This window comes from Algibacillus agarilyticus, from assembly GCF_003286125.1.
GTDB classification, from domain to species: Bacteria; Pseudomonadota; Gammaproteobacteria; order Enterobacterales; family Alteromonadaceae; genus Algibacillus; species Algibacillus agarilyticus.
In genome coordinates this window covers 145,333-162,367 of the sequence record NZ_QMED01000011.1, presented here as the reverse complement: position 1 = coordinate 162,367, position 17,035 = coordinate 145,333, and the positions used below count along the sequence as shown (strand labels likewise).

Here is a 17,035-nt window from a genome sequence, read left to right as displayed (position 1 = left end):
ATTCTCGAAAGAGAAGACCATGCTCTTTAACAATCAGGACAAAAAAGTAAATAAAGAAGTTCATCAGAACTTTAGTATTTGAAACAAGGCGCGCGAAAATGTCAAAAGACATGCAATCCGAGGACACCTTGGGTTGTATGGTTAAGTGAATAAGCGTACACGGTGGATGCCTTGGCAGTTAGAGGCGATGAAGGACGTGTTAATCTGCGATAAGCTTGGACGAGTTGATAAAGAACGTTGAGTCCAAGATTTCCGAATGGGGCAACCCACTCTATTATGTAGAGTATCTTGCACTGAATACATAGGTGTAAGAAGCAAACCCGGAGAACTGAAACATCTAAGTACCCGGAGGAAAAGAAATCAATTGAGATACCCTGAGTAGCGGCGAGCGAAAGGGGTTCAGCCGATATAATAAAGTCCAGCAGAACACTCTGGAAAGTTTGACCATAGTAGGTGATAGTCCTGTATGCGAAAGGCTTTATTATACATATTAAGTAGGACGGGACACGTGATATCTTGTCTGAAGATGGGGGGACCATCCTCCAAGGCTAAATACTCCTAACTGACCGATAGTGAACCAGTACCGTGAGGGAAAGGCGAAAAGAACCCCTGTGAGGGGAGTGAAATAGAACCTGAAACCGTGTACGTACAAGCAGTGGGAGCAGACTTGTTCTGTGACTGCGTACCTTTTGTATAATGGGTCAGCGACTTATATTTAGTAGCAAGGTTAACCGAATAGGGGAGCCGTAGAGAAATCGAGTCTTAACTGGGCGTCGAGTTGCTAGGTATAGACCCGAAACCCGGCGATCTATCCATGGGCAGGTTGAAGGTTGAGTAACATCAACTGGAGGACCGAACTCACTAACGTTGAAAAGTTAGGAGATGACTTGTGGATCGGAGTGAAAGGCTAATCAAGCCGGGAGATAGCTGGTTCTCCCCGAAATCTATTTAGGTAGAGCCTCGGACGAATACCATCGGGGGTAGAGCACTGTTAAGGCTAGGGGGTCATCCCGACTTACCAACCCTTTGCAAACTCCGAATACCGATGAGTACTATCCGGGAGACACACGACGGGTGCTAACGTCCGCCGTGAAGAGGGCAACAACCCAGACCGCCAGCTAAGGTCCCAAAGTCATAGTTAAGTGGGAAACGATGTGGAAAGGCATAGACAGCCAGGAGGTTGGCTTAGAAGCAGCCATCCTTTAAAGAAAGCGTAATAGCTCACTGGTCGAGTCGGTCTGCGCGGAAGATTTAACGGGGCTAAACTATGCACCGAAGCTGCGGATTTGAACTTAGGTTCAAGTGGTAGGGGAGCGTTCTGTAGGCTGTTGAAGGTGTGCTGTAAGGCATGCTGGAGGTATCAGAAGTGCGAATGCTGACATGAGTAACGATAAGGGGAGTGAAAAACTTCCCCGCCGAAAGATCAAGGTTTCCTATCCCATGCTAATCAGGGTAGGGTAAGTCGACCCCTAAGGTGAGGCCGAACGGCGTAATCGATGGGAAACGGGTTAATATTCCCGTACTTGAATAAACTGCGATGTGGAGACGGAGCAGGCTAAATCAGCGTGGTGTTGGTTATCCACGTGAAAGTAAGTAGGTTTGAAACTTAGGCAAATCCGGGTTTCTATAAGACTGAGATACGAGACGAGGCGCTACGGCGTTGAAGTGATTGATGCCATACTTCCAGGAAAATCCGCTAAGCTTCAGGTTTATTCGAATCGTACCCCAAACCGACACAGGTGATCAGGTAGAGAATACTAAGGCGCTTGAGAGAACTCGGGTGAAGGAACTAGGCAAAATAGTACCGTAACTTCGGGAGAAGGTACGCTGTTGTTTGTTAAACTTTTACAGTGTAAGCGAACGACAGTCGCAGTGACCAGGTGGCTGGAACTGTTTATTAAAAACACAGCACTGTGCAAAATCGCAAGATGACGTATACGGTGTGACACCTGCCCGGTGCCGGAAGGTTAATTGATGGGGTTATCTTCGGAGAAGCTCTTGATCGAAGCCCCGGTAAACGGCGGCCGTAACTATAACGGTCCTAAGGTAGCGAAATTCCTTGTCGGGTAAGTTCCGACCTGCACGAATGGTGTAATCATGGCCACGCTGTCTCCACCCGAGACTCAGTGAAATTGAAATCGCAGTGAAGATGCTGTGTACCCGCGGCTAGACGGAAAGACCCCGTGAACCTTTACTACAGCTTGGCAGTGAACATTGAGCCTACATGTGTAGGATAGGTGGGAGACTTTGAAGCAGCGTCGCCAGATGTTGTGGAGTCGACCTTGAAATACCACCCTTGTATGTTTGATGTTCTAACCTCGGACCCTAATCGGGTTCAGGGACACTGTCTGGTGGGTAGTTTGACTGGGGCGGTCTCCTCCCAAAGAGTAACGGAGGAGCACGAAGGTTGACTAAGTACGGTCGGACATCGTACGGTTAGTGCAATGGCAGAAGTCAGCTTAACTGCGAGACAGACACGTCGAGCAGGTGCGAAAGCAGGTCATAGTGATCCGGTGGTTCTGAATGGAAGGGCCATCGCTCAACGGATAAAAGGTACTCCGGGGATAACAGGCTGATACCGCCCAAGAGTTCATATCGACGGCGGTGTTTGGCACCTCGATGTCGGCTCATCACATCCTGGGGCTGAAGTCGGTCCCAAGGGTATGGCTGTTCGCCATTTAAAGTGGTACGCGAGCTGGGTTTAGAACGTCGTGAGACAGTTCGGTCCCTATCTGCCGTGGGCGTTTGAGAATTGAAAGGGGCTGCTCCTAGTACGAGAGGACCGGAGTGGACGAACCGCTGGTGTTCGGGTTGTATTGCCAAGTGCACTGCCCGGTAGCTACGTTCGGAATTGATAACCGCTGAAAGCATCTAAGCGGGAAGCAAGCCTTGAGATGAGTTCTCACTGACCTTTAAGGTCCTGTAGGGTTGTCGGAGACTACGACGTTGATAGGCAGGGTGTGTAAGCGTTGTGAGGCGTTGAGCTAACCTGTACTAATTGCCCGAGAGGCTTAACCATACAACGCCAATGTGGCTTTGGATAATTTGAGTGTTTTGTTTTTAGCTAAAGATTTGATGAATTTTACTTTTTTGTTTTTGATTGACGATTTTACGCCTGACGGCAATAGCATTGTGGCCCCACCTGAACCCATCTCGAACTCAGTAGTGAAACACAATAGCGGCGATGGTAGTGTGGGAGTTCCCATGTGAGAGTAGCACACTGTCAGGCACTTATTAAGATGAAGCCCAGTTTTATGACTGGGCTTTGTTGTATCTGGCGTTTGGGTTTTTGGTTTAGTTTTAGTGGATTAAGCCGCGGGTTACAATTTAGCTCGCTTGAATGCCTACCGACACACTGACTTTTTTCTTACCCGTCACTTATCTTTTCAAATTTTTCTGCAATTTAATTAGAATTATATTTTCTTGTTTAGTGTATTGTTACTAACTAGATTCTAAAAACGCAAGGGGAAGATTAAAATAGAAACAACTACCTTTAGCATCTTTTCTTGGCTCGTAATTAATCTCTCCTGCATGTGCTTGTATTATTTTTTTACTGATTGCCAATCCTAATCCCGTTGATGTTTCATTATTGGTTGGTTGAGTACTTAATCGAGTGAAAGCTTTAAATAAGAAAACCTCTTCATTTTGAGGGATCCCATGACCTGAATCGATTACTTGAAATAGCCAAGCGTTATTATCAAGGCGACTTTTAATATAAATTTCAGTCTGTAGACGAGAGTATTTAATCGCATTAGAAATTAAATTATGGATAACTTGCCTTATCAATATTTCATCACAGTCAATTCGGACATTAGGTTGCACATCAAAATTAAGTTTAATGCCTTTAATGATAGCTAAACTTTTATATTCGTCTAATTGATGACGAATTAATTGCTCAGTGCAAGCGACTTCTTTATTCGTTGACAGATCAAATTGTGAAACACTCGCATATTGCGTTAAGCGTGTTAATAATTGTATTAAATTTTCGCTGGTTTTATTAATCAACGGGATAAATTTATTGCATTTATCAATCTCGATTGGGTTGTCACTCAACAACAAGTTGGTTAGAGAAAATATATTGCCTAATGGGTTGCGAATATCATGAGCTGCCATATGGAGTAAATTACGCTGATATTCGGTTGTTTCTCGCAGCTCTGCTAAGTAATCTAACACGTTTAAGTTGTGATTTATCCGTGCGACTAGCTCTTCCACAATAATGGGTTTTGTTAAAAAGTCATTCGCGCCTGCTTTTATAAACGCTATCGATTTATCGCGTGAATAGACACCTGATATACCGATAATAACCATATCTTGTGTGCTATGAGTTTTTCTTATTTCGTAGGTTAGTTCTACGCCATTTTTACCCTGCATTTCTCCATCTGTGATGATCAATTTTATTGATGGGGTCTTTGCTATTTCAATTAAGGCACTTTCGGCATTATCGACACATATTGGCGTTATATTGTGGGCTTTGAGTATAGATGAAATTAACTCTCGCATAGGGAGTGAGTCTTCAACGACCAACGCCTTTATATGCATGTTATTAACTAATCTTTTTATCTGACTTACAATATTATCAAAAGCGCCTGGGGTATTTTTATTTAAGTAATCACAGACAATTTTGCTCTCCGTTATTTCCTTCTTTTTCGTTTTCCCAACCTCTCCCGTTAAGACTAAACATGGCAATTCGTAGGGTTCAAGTTTTTTTATTATCTCACCATTAGGCGACCCCGGATGGTTTAGATCTGCGGTTATGGCTAAGTAGTCTGATTTGTGGTGATCTAATAAATCGATGGCTTCTTGACTTGTCGTAACAATATCACAATCAATGTGTAATTGATCTCTGATAGAGGCCGCAATAATTTGTGAGAACGCTTTTGAGTCTTCTATAATGAGTATTTTTTTCATTATAAATTATTATTGTTTTACGGTATCTGAAGTATGGCATTGATTTACAATTTTGGTATCACGAAGATTTATCAAAATACGATAATAAAGTTCGATATAACGTGTTAATTGTTTTATAAAGTAAAAAACAACAAATGGTATAGAAATGATTAAAACTTGGTTAGTACCAACTGAAGATAGCATCGTCTCAGGTAAAGCTGAATTAATTTCACAATGGCGACATAAGCGCACTGCCAAAATATGGATTGACGTGCATATAGATAAAGGTGATGACGCTAGTGTTGTTGAATTATTAGAGTCATTTGGTGTACACCCTTTAGCGATTAAAGATGCATTAAGAGATCGTCATCCCCCAAAACTTGAAAACTTTGATGATCACCTTTTTATTCTCTATCGAGGCGTGCAGCAAGTAGAAGATGAGCTTTTATTCGATCATCAACAAATTGCATATTTTATCGGAGAGCGCTTTCTTATTTCAGTGCATCGTGGCCATTCGGTTGGTATCGATAAAAATGCTAATGAAGCGAATATTCTACAACATTTAATTAACCCGTTATACTTAGCATGTAAAATTATGCACTCTTCAGCCGCTATCTATTTAGATGAATTGTTAAAATTTGAACAGTCGTTAGAAGAAGTTGAAAACTCAATGAATACCTCGGGTAATGATCAAACTCTGGCAAAAATTACGAGTTATAAGTCGAGGTTGGTAAAATTGTCACGTGTGTTTAATTACCACACACGGATAACGGATGAACTAAAAACTTCCAAGGTTTTTAGTAAAGAAATGAAGCAAGCACTGGTAGACGCTGAACATACGCTTAATGACTTGCATGATCGATTTGACCGTTTATTATCGCTTAGTAAAATGCATTACGATATCTGTGGTGACTTAATGGATGGTTATTTATCAATTTCTTCACATAATTTAAATAACACAATGCGTGTGTTAACGGTTATCACTGCTGTTTTTGTTCCTTTAAGTTTCTTAGCGGGTTTGTATGGAATGAACTTTCAATACATGCCAGAACTTGGTTTTAAATATGCTTATTTTGTGCTTTTAGCGGTGATGTTTATTACCGGTGGCGCATTGATCACGTTTTTCAAACGTAAAAATTGGTTCTAAATGTAGGTAAATATATGTTGTTACGTGATCTTTGGGATTATGAATTATTTAGTGTTGCTGATTATACTTTGCTGGTAAACCAAGTGTGTATATCGCTTATTATATTCATTGCGAGTTTTGTTTTTTCAGCCGTCCTCAGAAAAACATTGAGGCGACTGGCTATGCAAAATAAATACATAACCCGTGAACAAAGCTACATTTTTGAACGCTTATCTCATTATGTAATACTGGTTATTGGTGCCTTGTTAGCCATTTCTGCTTTAGGGATTAATGTAGGCAAGTTAACGTTGTTAGCAAGTGCATTAGGTATTGGTATTGGTTTAGGTTTACAAGGTATTGTTAATAATTTTGTCTCTGGTATCGCGATTCTGGTAGAAAAAACACTTAAAGTGGGTGACTTTATTGAGCTAGATTCTGGGGTTGTTGGTGAAGTCATGGAAGTTAATATGCGTGCGACGTTACTGCGTACTAATGATAATGTGGATATACTCATTCCTAACTCTGAACTGACTAATGGCAAAGTTATTAATTGGACTTTAGAAGAGAGTGTTCGTCGTTTTCGTGTGCCATTTAGTGTGGCTTATGGCAGCGATAAAAACTTAGTAAAAAAAGCCGCTTTGGAAGCAGCCGATAATGTTTTATATACCTTAAAAGTTAAAGATCGAGAGCCTGTTGTTTGGTTCACCGGTTTTGGAGACAGTAGCCTTAATTTTACATTAGGCGTTTGGGTGCCCCCTGAGCAACTTAAACGGCCCACATCGTTATTTTCTGATTATTTATGGGCAATCGATGATGCTTTTAGAAAATACGATATTGAAATTCCATTCCCACAACGGGATATTCACATTAGAACGAGTGTGCATAAAGATAACCAAACGTTAGATTAATTCTGTTAAATATAGTCTTCTCGCTCAGGTTTTATGGTTAATTGTCAGCGCTTACTCACCCCAATCACGTAGTAGAGCATATGCTCATGGGGTCTCGAAGCTTGACGGCTTTGCTGACATGGATGTCAGTACTTAGGTTTCGTCTGGAACTAGAAACCTGCCCCTAAAACCCGATCGCTTTGACTATATATTTTTTCTTTCATGTTAAATGGAAACAGGTAAATCGCCAATTGCTTGGTGTTCACCTGTAATGACTTTGGCTAAGGCTTCATAAGGGAGAGCATGTATATTACCACCTTCACTTTTTATGTTATAAGCGTAAGTTGCCAAAATTACATCCGCTAAATCCATGACTTCTTTTATTTCATATGGCGCTCTTAATGAAATAAAAATAACTTTTTTATTACACGCTTTGGCCTTATGTAATGTGTCTAATAACCGTTTAAAAGTATTGGCATTTAATTTATCCAGTGCTTTCACTCGTTCTAAATCATCAATTCCACCAAACTCAACGGCACTTTGTTTAGGTGCAATATGACCGATAATGAGTAGTTCACACGCTTTAGTGCGTTTAGTTAATATGCTAGTTTTTACATCAAGTAAACTAGATACTTGAACTGAAATTTGAAAGGGTACTTCGTTTTGGATTGCTTTGGTTAATATTGTTGCTTTAGCTGTGTCAGGCATCACGATATGGACTTTTTGCGTTAATAACCCTATCAGTGCTTTGTCTATTTTTCCTTTGTATAAGGTTACACTGTTATACGCTAACGCTTGTTCTAGCCTTTTATGATCGCTGTTTTGTCGGCTATTAAATCTGAATGTTTTTTGATTTAGGGAAACATTAACAGTCTGTTCAAGATCATACTGTTGCTTCAGTTTTTGTATTCGTTCATATGAAATATTAAGCTGTTCTCTATTAAGTTCATGAGCATTAACGGCTTGTTCAACCGCGGTTATTAAAGCCGGTAACTTTTTTAGATCAGCCGGTATTCTTATTTTAATTGGCATTAACGCAATATCCACGTCAGCTTTAAATGTGTTAATCACGGCTTGTGTCATATCAAAATAATCACTGATCCCTGCCATGTCGAGAGCGTCAGTTATGCTAACGCCTTTAAATTGCATTTGTTCTCTGAGTAAATTATGCATAATTTCATAAGACATGGTCGCAGGCGGTGTTATTGCATTTCCCGTTTTTGTCATCACCTTTGAGCTATCTAATGCAGGGTACTGAATGTGCGCAGTCATGAGCATTGCGGGCTCGGCATGTTCGATCGTATAAGTAAAAGGGTGCAATTCATTGCTTATGATATCTTCTCTTGAGCTATCAACTCTGGGTAATCCGGTATGGCTGTCTACTTGAGTATTTCCATGCCCTGGAAAATGTTTGATCGCGCAAAGTATACCTTCTTTTTGCATTGCCTTAACTTGAGCTGCACCCAATTTAGCCACCGTAACGGGGTCTTCGCTAAAAGATCGAATATTGATAACGGGATTATCAGGGTTATTATTGATATCAATGCAAGGCGCGTTATTAACGTTAATACCTAATAATGTTAGGTCGTTTGCAATTGCTTGGCCAGTGGCTATAGCATAATGCACGCCAAACTTTTTGTATGTCGCACCAATAGACATGTTACCTGTAAAAGGTGTGCTTGCACTAACGGGTAAGCGAGTAACACGTCCGCCTTCTTGATCTACCGATATTAGCATCGGCGAGCTGAACTCAGATTGTTGAGCTGCCTTTTGCAAGTCATGTGTTAACTTTATAATCTGTTGTGCGTTATCTAAATTTTCACTGAATAAAATCACCCCACCTAATCCTGTATCTGATATCAATGAGGCTATCTCATTGGGTAATTCGGTAACAGGCTCTAATTTTTGCGTTGTAGCTGAAGAGTAGAAGCGGAGATCAAGCATTAATTTTTGAGCTATTTTATGCTTGAGGCTGGGCGATTTTATTGGCATTTTACATTTTTTTTAGCGGGGTATAATGAATATTATACCCATGTTAATTAATAAAGTAACTCGGACGCTGTGACAATCCTGAGTTCATGTCACCTTCTATAATAAGCCCTTAACGCTGTTCGCCATCTATTCGATTAATTCAACTAAACTTAATACATGACCCAATTGTTGAGTATTCTTGATGATCCGACTTATTGAAGATGTATTAAAGCGAGTTTCGACAACAGAAATTCAGGTTATTAGCTCGCATACACGCGTGACGAGGCTCAATTGTGGGATCTACTTATTCGAACCACTAAATAAAACTTGTCAACGTGATGTCATCATATCGTCTGGTATACACGGTAATGAAGCGGCTCCTATTGAGCTATGTGAACGATTAATTAATTTAATTTTTGAAGAGTCAATTGTGCTAAATCAACGATTATTATTAATAGTCGGCAATCCTCTTGCTTTAATTCGCGGTGAACGACAAGTCGATTATAATTTGAATCGTTTATTTTATGGTGTTGATAATAAAGTAGAGAATCATGATAGCGGCAGGTTTGGTTATGAAGGTGAGCGGGTCGAGCAAGTAAAAAAAGCGGTTGCCGCGTTTTTTACTCAGGTTGATAATAATGAAAGACCGCGTTATCACCTAGATTTACATTGTTCAATTCGACGTAGTCATTATCCTTTTTTTGCGATCCATCCTTATTGTCAAGATAGCAGGGTTGACCACGATTGGTTATATTTTATTGAGCAAGCGGGCGTTCAGGCGACTATTTTTTCAAATGAAGCAACCAATACGTTCAGTTTTTTTACCCATACTTATCATCATTGTCAAAGCATGACCGTTGAACTGGGACACGCGGCACCTTTAGGTCGTAATAACCTGGTTGATTTATCGATTGTCTTGCAACAATTAATTAATCTCATTAGTAAAACAACATTGTTAATGCCTGCCACATGGCGTGAATACTCCGCCTCTCAAATGCATTTTTTTACCGTTGCTAAAACCATAATTAAAAATAGCGCGCAGTTTGAATTTCTGTTTAAAGATGATGTAAAAAATTTTACTATTTTTCACAAAGGATGCAGTGTTTATAAAGATCAGCAATATTTGGAATGTGTAAAAGATAAACCTGTCTATATTGTCTTTCCAAACAAAAATGTCCAAATTGGTCAACGTGCGGGTTTATTACTTAATCGACTACAGTGACATCGAAAACCGTTAACACGCCTGCGTTTTTTATCATCTATTATTAGTTTGAAATGTTATTAATCAGCGCGTTAAATAAATTGCTATCGCGATAATTCAAGTATATAAATCGGAAAAATGAAGAGGGTTAAATATTCAATTTTTTTGTTATTTAAATACCTGTTTTTACAATAAAGTATTGTTGCATTATTGATAGGAAAATAATTCAAACGAATGAATAAATCTACTTTAGCTAGTTTGCCTGAATCGTTAATTAATCTTATTTCACAGCTTGTTCGTAGCCCAAGTGTAGTCGGCGCTGAGCATTCTTTTTTTCGTGTTTTACAGCGCGAGTTAGAAGAGCGTGGCGTTAAAGTAACATGGTATGAAGGTGTGCTTGTTGCACAAGGTAGTGATCCTGAAAGTTTATATTTATCTGCGCACATTGATCGGCATGGGTTGATTTGTACTGGGCCTAATGAATTTCAATATGCAGCCTTTGTTGCGGGAAGTCGTTCTGATCTGCTGGGTAATTCTGTTGATGAGCATTTAATGCGGAAAATTCTGACACGCTTTCCAAATCAAAAAGTCTTTGCATACGAGCCTTGGTCGGGAGCTTATCGCGGGAGTGGCTTTGTTAAGCATGCGTATATTTGCTCTAAACGTAATAATTTAACGTTTGAATTAGATGGATTAGCGCATTTGATTGCTGGCACACCGATTGCCTTTACGGACAAGTTAACGATCACTGAAGATGCGCTTGTGGGTCAACTTGATAATGTATTAACGGCTGCCGTTTTGGTTTATATGTATGAACTTGGTTTTCAAGGTACGGCCTTTTTTACTGCCGCAGAAGAAGCGGGTAAAAGCTGGCGCTATTTACTCGAATGGTTTTTGCGATTTGGCGGTAAAACGAACCAATTAATTGTTGTGGATACGAGTCCCTTTCCTAACTTTTCCGATGCAGCGGCCCAAGATTTGGTGTTACGTTACTCCGATGCTAACGCCAGTTTTAATACCGAACTGACGAGTAAATTACTCAGAGTGTGCGATAAATTAGGCTTTAGCACTATTTTTAAAGATGAGTTTACTAAAGATATTAATAAAGGCCGTATCAGTCGAGGTGAGGAACCCTATAGCCTAGGGTCAACAGAAATGGGGCGTATTATAACGGCTTCAAATCGTTTGGTTGATGGAACAACATTGCAAATTCCAACGTCTGGCTACCATACTATGTCAGAATCTGCGCCTATTTCTTCGGTTGTGGCTTTTTTAGATGTATTAAAGCACTTAGCTAAGATTAGTTAATAATCGCGATAACCGTATTACCGCTAGTAAATAACGAGCTTACGACTCATTGCTGAAACAATTACTCAATTTTGATGTGAGCAAGGTATTTTATAAGCCTTGCTCAACCATTTTTTTGATTATTTTTGCTTTAACAAAATGATCTAATTGGTGGGTTTGGATCCACCACGTAGCGGCTTCCATTAACAGTTCGGGGTCATCATTTTTATTTTTGAAAAATGCATAAAATGATAGCCCCACATTATCTCCTTTACTGACTATTTTAGTTTCACAAATATTAATTATTTTGGTTCTAAGTTCGGTTCTCATCACTTCACTTTTCCGTTTTTTGTTATTGATTCACTTTAATTTGATCTAGTTCTATATTTTATCAGCAATAGCTCTTTAGAATACATTCAAAGGCATTGTTTATATTATTTTTCGCTAGGAGTGAACGTGAATCAAACTGCTTATTTAGTTTTAAACTCTGGAAGTTCTTCTTTAAAGTTTTGTTTAATTTCAGGTCAACATTTTCAAACGTTGCTAACCGGATTAGCGGAATGTTTAAATTCGCCTGATGCAAACCTCAAAATAAAAAATCAAATAAATGGTCAATTAACTATTTTGCAACTCGGCGATGCTGATCATCAACTTATCTTAAAAGCGTTATTAACCCAAATCGAATTATTAATACCTGAACTTCGGTTGATTGGGGTCGGGCACCGTGTCGTACATGGTGGTGAAAAGTTTAAATCAGCGACTTTAGTTACCGATGAAGTTAAACAGCAAATAGCATCTTGTAATGCATTAGCGCCTTTACACAATCCTGCTAATTTACTCGGTATCACGCAAATCGCATCACTTATGCCGGATGTGCCTCAGGTGGCGGTGTTTGATACTGCATTTCATCAAAGTATGCCAGAGCATGCTTATTTATACCCAGTTCCTTATACCTATTACCTAGAACTGGGCGTTCGTAAATATGGTTTTCATGGTACCAGCCATGAATTTGTCGCATTACAAGCTATCCAACGTTTAGCTTTAAATCCAGATCGAAGCGGTATTATTACGGCTCATTTAGGTAATGGTTCAAGTGTTTGCGCTATTTCGAATGGTCAATCTGTTGATACCAGTATGGGCTTAACGCCGCTTGAAGGCGTCGTGATGGGAACTCGCAGCGGAGATGTCGATCCTGGGTTACATGCCTATTTAGCTGAGCGCTTAAACATCACACTTGCACAAGTTACGGATATTTTAAATAAACAGAGTGGATTGCTAGGGTTATCTGGAAAAACGAATGATATGCGAAAAATTTGCGCATTAGCTGAGCGGCAAGATCAACAAGCTATGATCGCATTAGAGGTTTTTTGTTATCGTTTAGCTAAACAAATAGCGGCGCTAAGTGTGGCGTTAACACAACTCGATGCCATTGTGTTTACAGGGGGAATTGGTGAGAACTCTGCAATTGTACGGGCTAAAACTATCCAACATTTACGTGTATTTGGCGCGTTGTTAGACAGTGGCTTTAATCAAGAACATGGCAATGATTCGGGGATTATTAGCCCTTTGCATGCTGCTATTACCATTCTTGTTATTCCAACAAACGAAGAATTAATGATTGCAGAGCAAACGAAAAATATTATTGAGCAACTATAAGTTAGCAGTCATCAATCTTAATTATCCGCATTGCATTTAAATCGTAATTAAGCATATAAACAATGGAGTTATCGTAATTATGAGACATAGTTTTTTTGTCGCCCCAACCGGTTATGGCACGGGGTTGACATCGGTTTGTTTAGGTTTGCTCAATGGTTTAGATAAACTTGGTTTGAAATTAGGGTTTTGCAAACCAATAGAGCAACATCAAGATAATACTCAGGCAGATCCATCACTAAACTTTGTACAGGTTATTCAAAACATTCAGCCCCCTCAGCCGTTAACATTAGCGCTTGCACAAAAAATGATGGCAGAGGGTAAAGAAGATGATTTAATGGAGCTGATCGTCGATATTTGTCAACGAGCAGCAAAAGGTGCTGATGTATTAATTCTAGAGGGGTTAGTACCCCAAGAAAATAGCCCTTTTATCCATCGAATTAATTCAAAAATTGCGACCACGTTAGATAGCCAAATTATTTTAGTCGCAGCACAAAATAAACTAAATTTAGATGAATTAGCCAATCAAATAAATATAACGGCCAATGCGTATTGTGGAACTAATGACAGTCAAGTTTTAGGCTATGTTCTAAATAAAGTGGGTAAAAAAGTGAATACCCAAGACGCTATTTTACCCATCGATACTGAAATAAAAACGACGACCCCTACACCATTGAATTTGCCTAATGTACGTTTTAAATGCATAGGGCAGATCCCTTTTTCTCCTCAGCTGCTTGCGCCCAGAATGATTGATGTCGTTAAACATTTAACGTGTGAGATATTGAATGACAATGCGCAACTCACTCGACGTATTAGCCAGGTTACTATTTGTGCACGCACGGTGCATAATATGCTTGATTCCTTGAAGTCTGGCACTTTGTTGATTACGCCGGGTGATCGCGATGATGTTCTATTAGTTGCTTGCATGGCCGCTTTAAATGGGGTTCAACTTGCGGGCATATTATTAACGGGTGGCTATAAACCTGGTCAAGAAATGCTAAAGCTGTGTCAGCAAGCCGTTAATACCGGTTTGCCGATCTTGCTTGATCAAAGTAATACCTATTTATGTGCTCAAAAACTCAGCACGATCGAAAGCAGTGTGCCTGCTGATGATATGAATCGAATGCAAACGGTGATGTCTGAAATTTCTGAAGCATTAGATTTAACGTGGTTAGCTGAAAAAATTAACGTTTCTCGCAACTTTAAACTCTCGCCCGCTGCCTTTAGGCATCATTTAATTGAGTCTGCTCGTCAACAAGTTAAACGCATTGTATTGCCAGAAGGAGAAGAGATCAGAACTATACAGGCAGCAATTATTTGTGCGGAAAAAAATATTGCCCACTGTATTTTGTTAGGCGATAAAACTAAAATTTTATTATTAGCTGACAGTTTATCGCTCACAATCCCATCGCAAATTGAAATTATCGATCCGCAGCATATAGCCGCTGATTTTATTGTGCCATTACAAACATTGCGTAAGCATAAAAAAATGTCGGTTCAGCAAGCAGAAGAGCAATTAGAAGACCCCGTTGTGCTAGGCACGATGATGTTAGCATTAGATCAAGTTGACGGTTTAGTTTCAGGCGCGGTTAATACAACGGCTAATACCATCCGACCGGCTTTGCAATTAATAAAAACTAAACCTGATACTAATTTGGTTTCTTCTATCTTCTTTATGTGTTTACCTGAACAAGTCGTGATATATGGTGATTGTGCCGTTAATCCCGACCCGACAGCAGAACAATTAGCTGAAATAGCTATTCAATCGGGCGACTCAGCTAAAGCATTTGGGATTGAACCTAAAATTGCAATGATCAGTTATAGCACTGGGGCAAGTGGTGGTGGTGCCGATGTTGATAAAGTGATTAAAGCAACGGCTCTTGCCAAAGAAAAAAGGCCAGATTTGTTAATTGATGGACCTTTGCAATACGATGCGGCAAGTGTAGTTGCGGTTGCTAAAAGTAAAGCGCCAAACAGTCCTGTTGCCGGTAAAGCAAATGTGTTTGTATTTCCGGATTTAAACACGGGTAATACAACATATAAAGCCGTACAACGCTCTGCTAATGTAATTAGCATTGGCCCTATGCTGCAAGGTTTAAACAAATCGGTTAATGATTTAAGCCGCGGTGCATTGGTTGATGATATTGTTTATACGATTGCTTTAACCGCTATTCAAGCACAGTAGGATCTATTGTTGAATACTAGGGGGGAGAGATTAGATTCAATTCGCGGTTCTGCCCATTATTTGAATTACCGAGTTCGTCTAAATGACGAACTCGTTTAATTATTATATAGGCTATGTTGTTAGTGGGTGACAAAGTTAATGAGCTTTTTAGCAATATCCGTGTTGTCCATCATGCCGGTAAAGTGTTCACTGCCTACACCATAACTAAATATTTGCACATCACTGCCAGTGTGCCCCGTCGTTGTCCAACCCGTCAATGTGTATGTATTTATTAAATCGTTAACCGCTGACTCTAAATTATCAGGATCCGTTTTTAACACTTTCTTTAATGCTTTTTTGTCATCTTTTGTTAATTCAAAACCAATCCATTTGTTCCAGATACTGTTTACTTTATGTTTGGCTTTCATTTCATCGGATATTTTTTCAGCACTGGCTTTTATTTGCGCTATTTTTTTATAAAACCAAGCATAATCTTTGTTTGCACCAATTGAGAGTCCACCGGTTTCATGATCGGCGGTGATGACAATGAGTGTGTCATCTCTGTTTTTAGCAAATTCGAAAGCAACGTTAATTGCATTTTCAAAATCATGCATTTCGGCCAGTAAACATGCTATTTCATTTTCGTGTGCACACCAGTCTATTTGACTGCCTTCTACTAATAAAACAAAACCATTCTCAGCAGGCGATAATGCAGTTAATGCACCTTGTGTCATTTTGCTCAAGCGTAGCTCATCACTATCGATTGCTTTAGGAAAACCAACAGGGTGAAATAAACCTAAAGCAGGGCTTTTAATCTGAGTCACTTGATTAATATCTGTTATATATTGATAGCCTTTAGTTTTAAGCTCTTGTGCGATATTTCGATCTTCTCTTATTAAATCACGCGTACCACCGCCTAATATCACGTCGACAATTGGCTTATTTGCTGTTTTGTTGTCGACTAACCAATTAGCTATTTCAGCATATTCTTTACGGTGCGGTTGATGGGCATAAAAACTGCCTGGAGTTGCATGAGTCACTTGAGAGGTAACGGCCAATCCAGTTTGTTTTCCATTTTCTTTTGCATATTCAAATAACGTTTTTAGTGCTTGCTTGTTACTGTCAACACCTATTGCCCCGTTGTATGTTTTAATGCCCGTTGCTAGTGCGGTAGCCGATGCTGCCGAATCGGTTACAATTGTGCGGTTATCATCTGGGTAAGTTGTTGCTAATCCCGTTTTAAACTCGTCAAAAATAAAAGGTTGGTCAGGGCGTTGTTCACGGTGAAAATAGCGTGACGCGGAGACATGGCTAGGGCCCATGCCATCACCAATAAAATAGATGATATTTTTAGGGGGGGTAATCTCTTTTGCTTGCAATAATGAAGCGAACGTAAAGATAAATAAACAAAAAATTAAACGGGATAGTTGCATGTATGATTTCCAATTTCCTGTCGCATTCACCTTTTATTATTCTCGGTAAAAACGACTTGTTACGCCTAAGTATACAAACATATTTACCTAAAAGTAATTTGTTATTTTTTTTAGTTTTTTACGATCTAAGGTCTTGTTATCGTTTAAAAAACGCTCTAATATAGATTATCCGTAATAAATAAACACTTTATTGTACAATTTAGTTATATTGATTATGGTAAACAAATAAAAATAATAAAGCTTAACAATTGGTAAAGACCCATGAATAAGACGTCTCAGGGTGTTAACCTGACTATTGTTGCCATTGCGGTTATTATAATGGCTGTTTCTGCCTTTTTTAATACTGCAACTGCCGAGCTCAGTGACGAGCAACTAACAATAGTTCAGCAAACAAACGCTAACAACGATTAATAAAAAAACCGCTTT

11 protein-coding genes and 2 rRNA genes are annotated in these 17,035 nt (G+C 39.5%); 9 read left to right on the top strand and 4 right to left on the bottom strand.

Annotated features, from left to right (window positions below; translation table 11 throughout):
* Positions 1–139 precede the first annotated feature (139 nt).
* Both DPX34_RS10960 and rrf read left to right on the top strand, forming a co-directional pair.
* Positions 140–3,019: ribosomal RNA gene (locus DPX34_RS10960) — 23S ribosomal RNA — on the top strand.
* 95 nt (positions 3,020–3,114) lie between these two features.
* A 5S ribosomal RNA gene (rrf, locus tag DPX34_RS10955) occupies positions 3,115–3,229 on the top strand.
* Positions 3,230–3,441: 212 nt separating this feature from the next.
* On the opposite strand, the gene DPX34_RS10950 is transcribed toward rrf, so the two are convergent.
* Positions 3,442–4,908: a hybrid sensor histidine kinase/response regulator gene (locus DPX34_RS10950; RefSeq protein ID WP_111978471.1), complete on the bottom strand. Its 1,467-nt coding sequence runs from the start codon at positions 4,906–4,908 to the stop codon at positions 3,442–3,444.
* Between the two features lie 145 nt (positions 4,909–5,053).
* On the opposite strand from DPX34_RS10950, the gene DPX34_RS10945 reads away from it, so the two are divergent.
* Positions 5,054–6,034, top strand: coding sequence for a magnesium transporter CorA family protein (locus tag DPX34_RS10945; RefSeq protein WP_111978470.1), 981 nt, complete (start codon positions 5,054–5,056; stop codon positions 6,032–6,034).
* A 14-nt stretch (positions 6,035–6,048) separates the two neighbouring features.
* Positions 6,049–6,921, top strand: a complete 873-nt coding sequence (locus DPX34_RS10940; RefSeq protein ID WP_111978469.1) for a mechanosensitive ion channel family protein — start codon at positions 6,049–6,051, stop codon at positions 6,919–6,921.
* A 204-nt stretch (positions 6,922–7,125) separates the two neighbouring features.
* On the opposite strand, the gene DPX34_RS10935 is transcribed toward DPX34_RS10940, so the two are convergent.
* Positions 7,126–8,892, bottom strand: coding sequence for a glycoside hydrolase family 3 N-terminal domain-containing protein (locus tag DPX34_RS10935; RefSeq protein ID WP_111978468.1), 1,767 nt, complete (start codon positions 8,890–8,892; stop codon positions 7,126–7,128).
* Positions 8,893–9,073: 181 nt separating this feature from the next.
* Between DPX34_RS10935 and DPX34_RS10930 the strand changes: the two genes are divergently transcribed.
* Positions 9,074–10,093 (top strand): succinylglutamate desuccinylase, encoded by a 1,020-nt coding sequence (locus DPX34_RS10930; protein ID WP_111978467.1) that lies wholly within the window; start codon positions 9,074–9,076, stop codon positions 10,091–10,093.
* Between the two features lie 213 nt (positions 10,094–10,306).
* Positions 10,307–11,380, top strand: a complete 1,074-nt coding sequence (locus DPX34_RS10925) for a peptidase M42 (protein WP_111978466.1) — start codon at positions 10,307–10,309, stop codon at positions 11,378–11,380.
* A gap of 90 nt (positions 11,381–11,470) precedes the next feature.
* Here the strand turns inward: DPX34_RS10925 and DPX34_RS10920 are convergent, their stop codons facing one another.
* Entirely contained in the window at positions 11,471–11,689 is a 219-nt protein-coding gene (locus DPX34_RS10920; RefSeq protein ID WP_111978465.1) for a DUF6500 family protein, read from the bottom strand.
* Positions 11,690–11,815: 126 nt separating this feature from the next.
* Here DPX34_RS10920 and DPX34_RS10915 point away from each other — a divergent pair, with 126 nt between their 5' ends.
* Positions 11,816–13,015, top strand: a complete 1,200-nt coding sequence (locus DPX34_RS10915; RefSeq protein ID WP_111978464.1) for an acetate/propionate family kinase — start codon at positions 11,816–11,818, stop codon at positions 13,013–13,015.
* Positions 13,016–13,094: 79 nt separating this feature from the next.
* Entirely contained in the window at positions 13,095–15,197 is a 2,103-nt protein-coding gene (gene pta, locus DPX34_RS10910) for a phosphate acetyltransferase (RefSeq protein WP_111978463.1), read from the top strand.
* A gap of 119 nt (positions 15,198–15,316) precedes the next feature.
* Here the strand turns inward: pta and DPX34_RS10905 are convergent, their stop codons facing one another.
* Complete coding sequence (locus tag DPX34_RS10905) at positions 15,317–16,609, bottom strand: alkaline phosphatase (RefSeq protein ID WP_111978462.1); 1,293 nt, start codon at positions 16,607–16,609, stop codon at positions 15,317–15,319.
* Between the two features lie 261 nt (positions 16,610–16,870).
* Here DPX34_RS10905 and DPX34_RS21730 point away from each other — a divergent pair, with 261 nt between their 5' ends.
* A complete protein-coding gene (locus DPX34_RS21730) occupies positions 16,871–17,020 on the top strand; it encodes a hypothetical protein (RefSeq protein WP_157964697.1) in 150 nt (49 codons plus the stop codon).
* Positions 17,021–17,035 lie beyond the last annotated feature (15 nt).

Bases quoted from the DNA above. Each gene is read 5' to 3' on its own strand.
- pta (WP_111978463.1), top strand. From the start codon at position 13,095: ATGAGACATAGTTTTTTTGTCGCCCCAACCGGTTATGGCACGGGGTTG.
- DPX34_RS10930 (WP_111978467.1), top strand. From the start codon at position 9,074: ATGATCCGACTTATTGAAGATGTATTAAAGCGAGTTTCGACAACAGAA.
- DPX34_RS10950 (WP_111978471.1), bottom strand. From the start codon at position 4,908: ATGAAAAAAATACTCATTATAGAAGACTCAAAAGCGTTCTCACAAATT.
- DPX34_RS10935 (WP_111978468.1), bottom strand. From the start codon at position 8,892: ATGCCAATAAAATCGCCCAGCCTCAAGCATAAAATAGCTCAAAAATTA.
- DPX34_RS10905 (WP_111978462.1), bottom strand. From the start codon at position 16,609: ATGCAACTATCCCGTTTAATTTTTTGTTTATTTATCTTTACGTTCGCT.
- DPX34_RS21730 (WP_157964697.1), top strand. From the start codon at position 16,871: ATGAATAAGACGTCTCAGGGTGTTAACCTGACTATTGTTGCCATTGCG.
- DPX34_RS10925 (WP_111978466.1), top strand. From the start codon at position 10,307: ATGAATAAATCTACTTTAGCTAGTTTGCCTGAATCGTTAATTAATCTT.
- DPX34_RS10945 (WP_111978470.1), top strand. From the start codon at position 5,054: ATGATTAAAACTTGGTTAGTACCAACTGAAGATAGCATCGTCTCAGGT.
- DPX34_RS10940 (WP_111978469.1), top strand. From the start codon at position 6,049: ATGTTGTTACGTGATCTTTGGGATTATGAATTATTTAGTGTTGCTGAT.
- DPX34_RS10920 (WP_111978465.1), bottom strand. From the start codon at position 11,689: ATGAGAACCGAACTTAGAACCAAAATAATTAATATTTGTGAAACTAAA.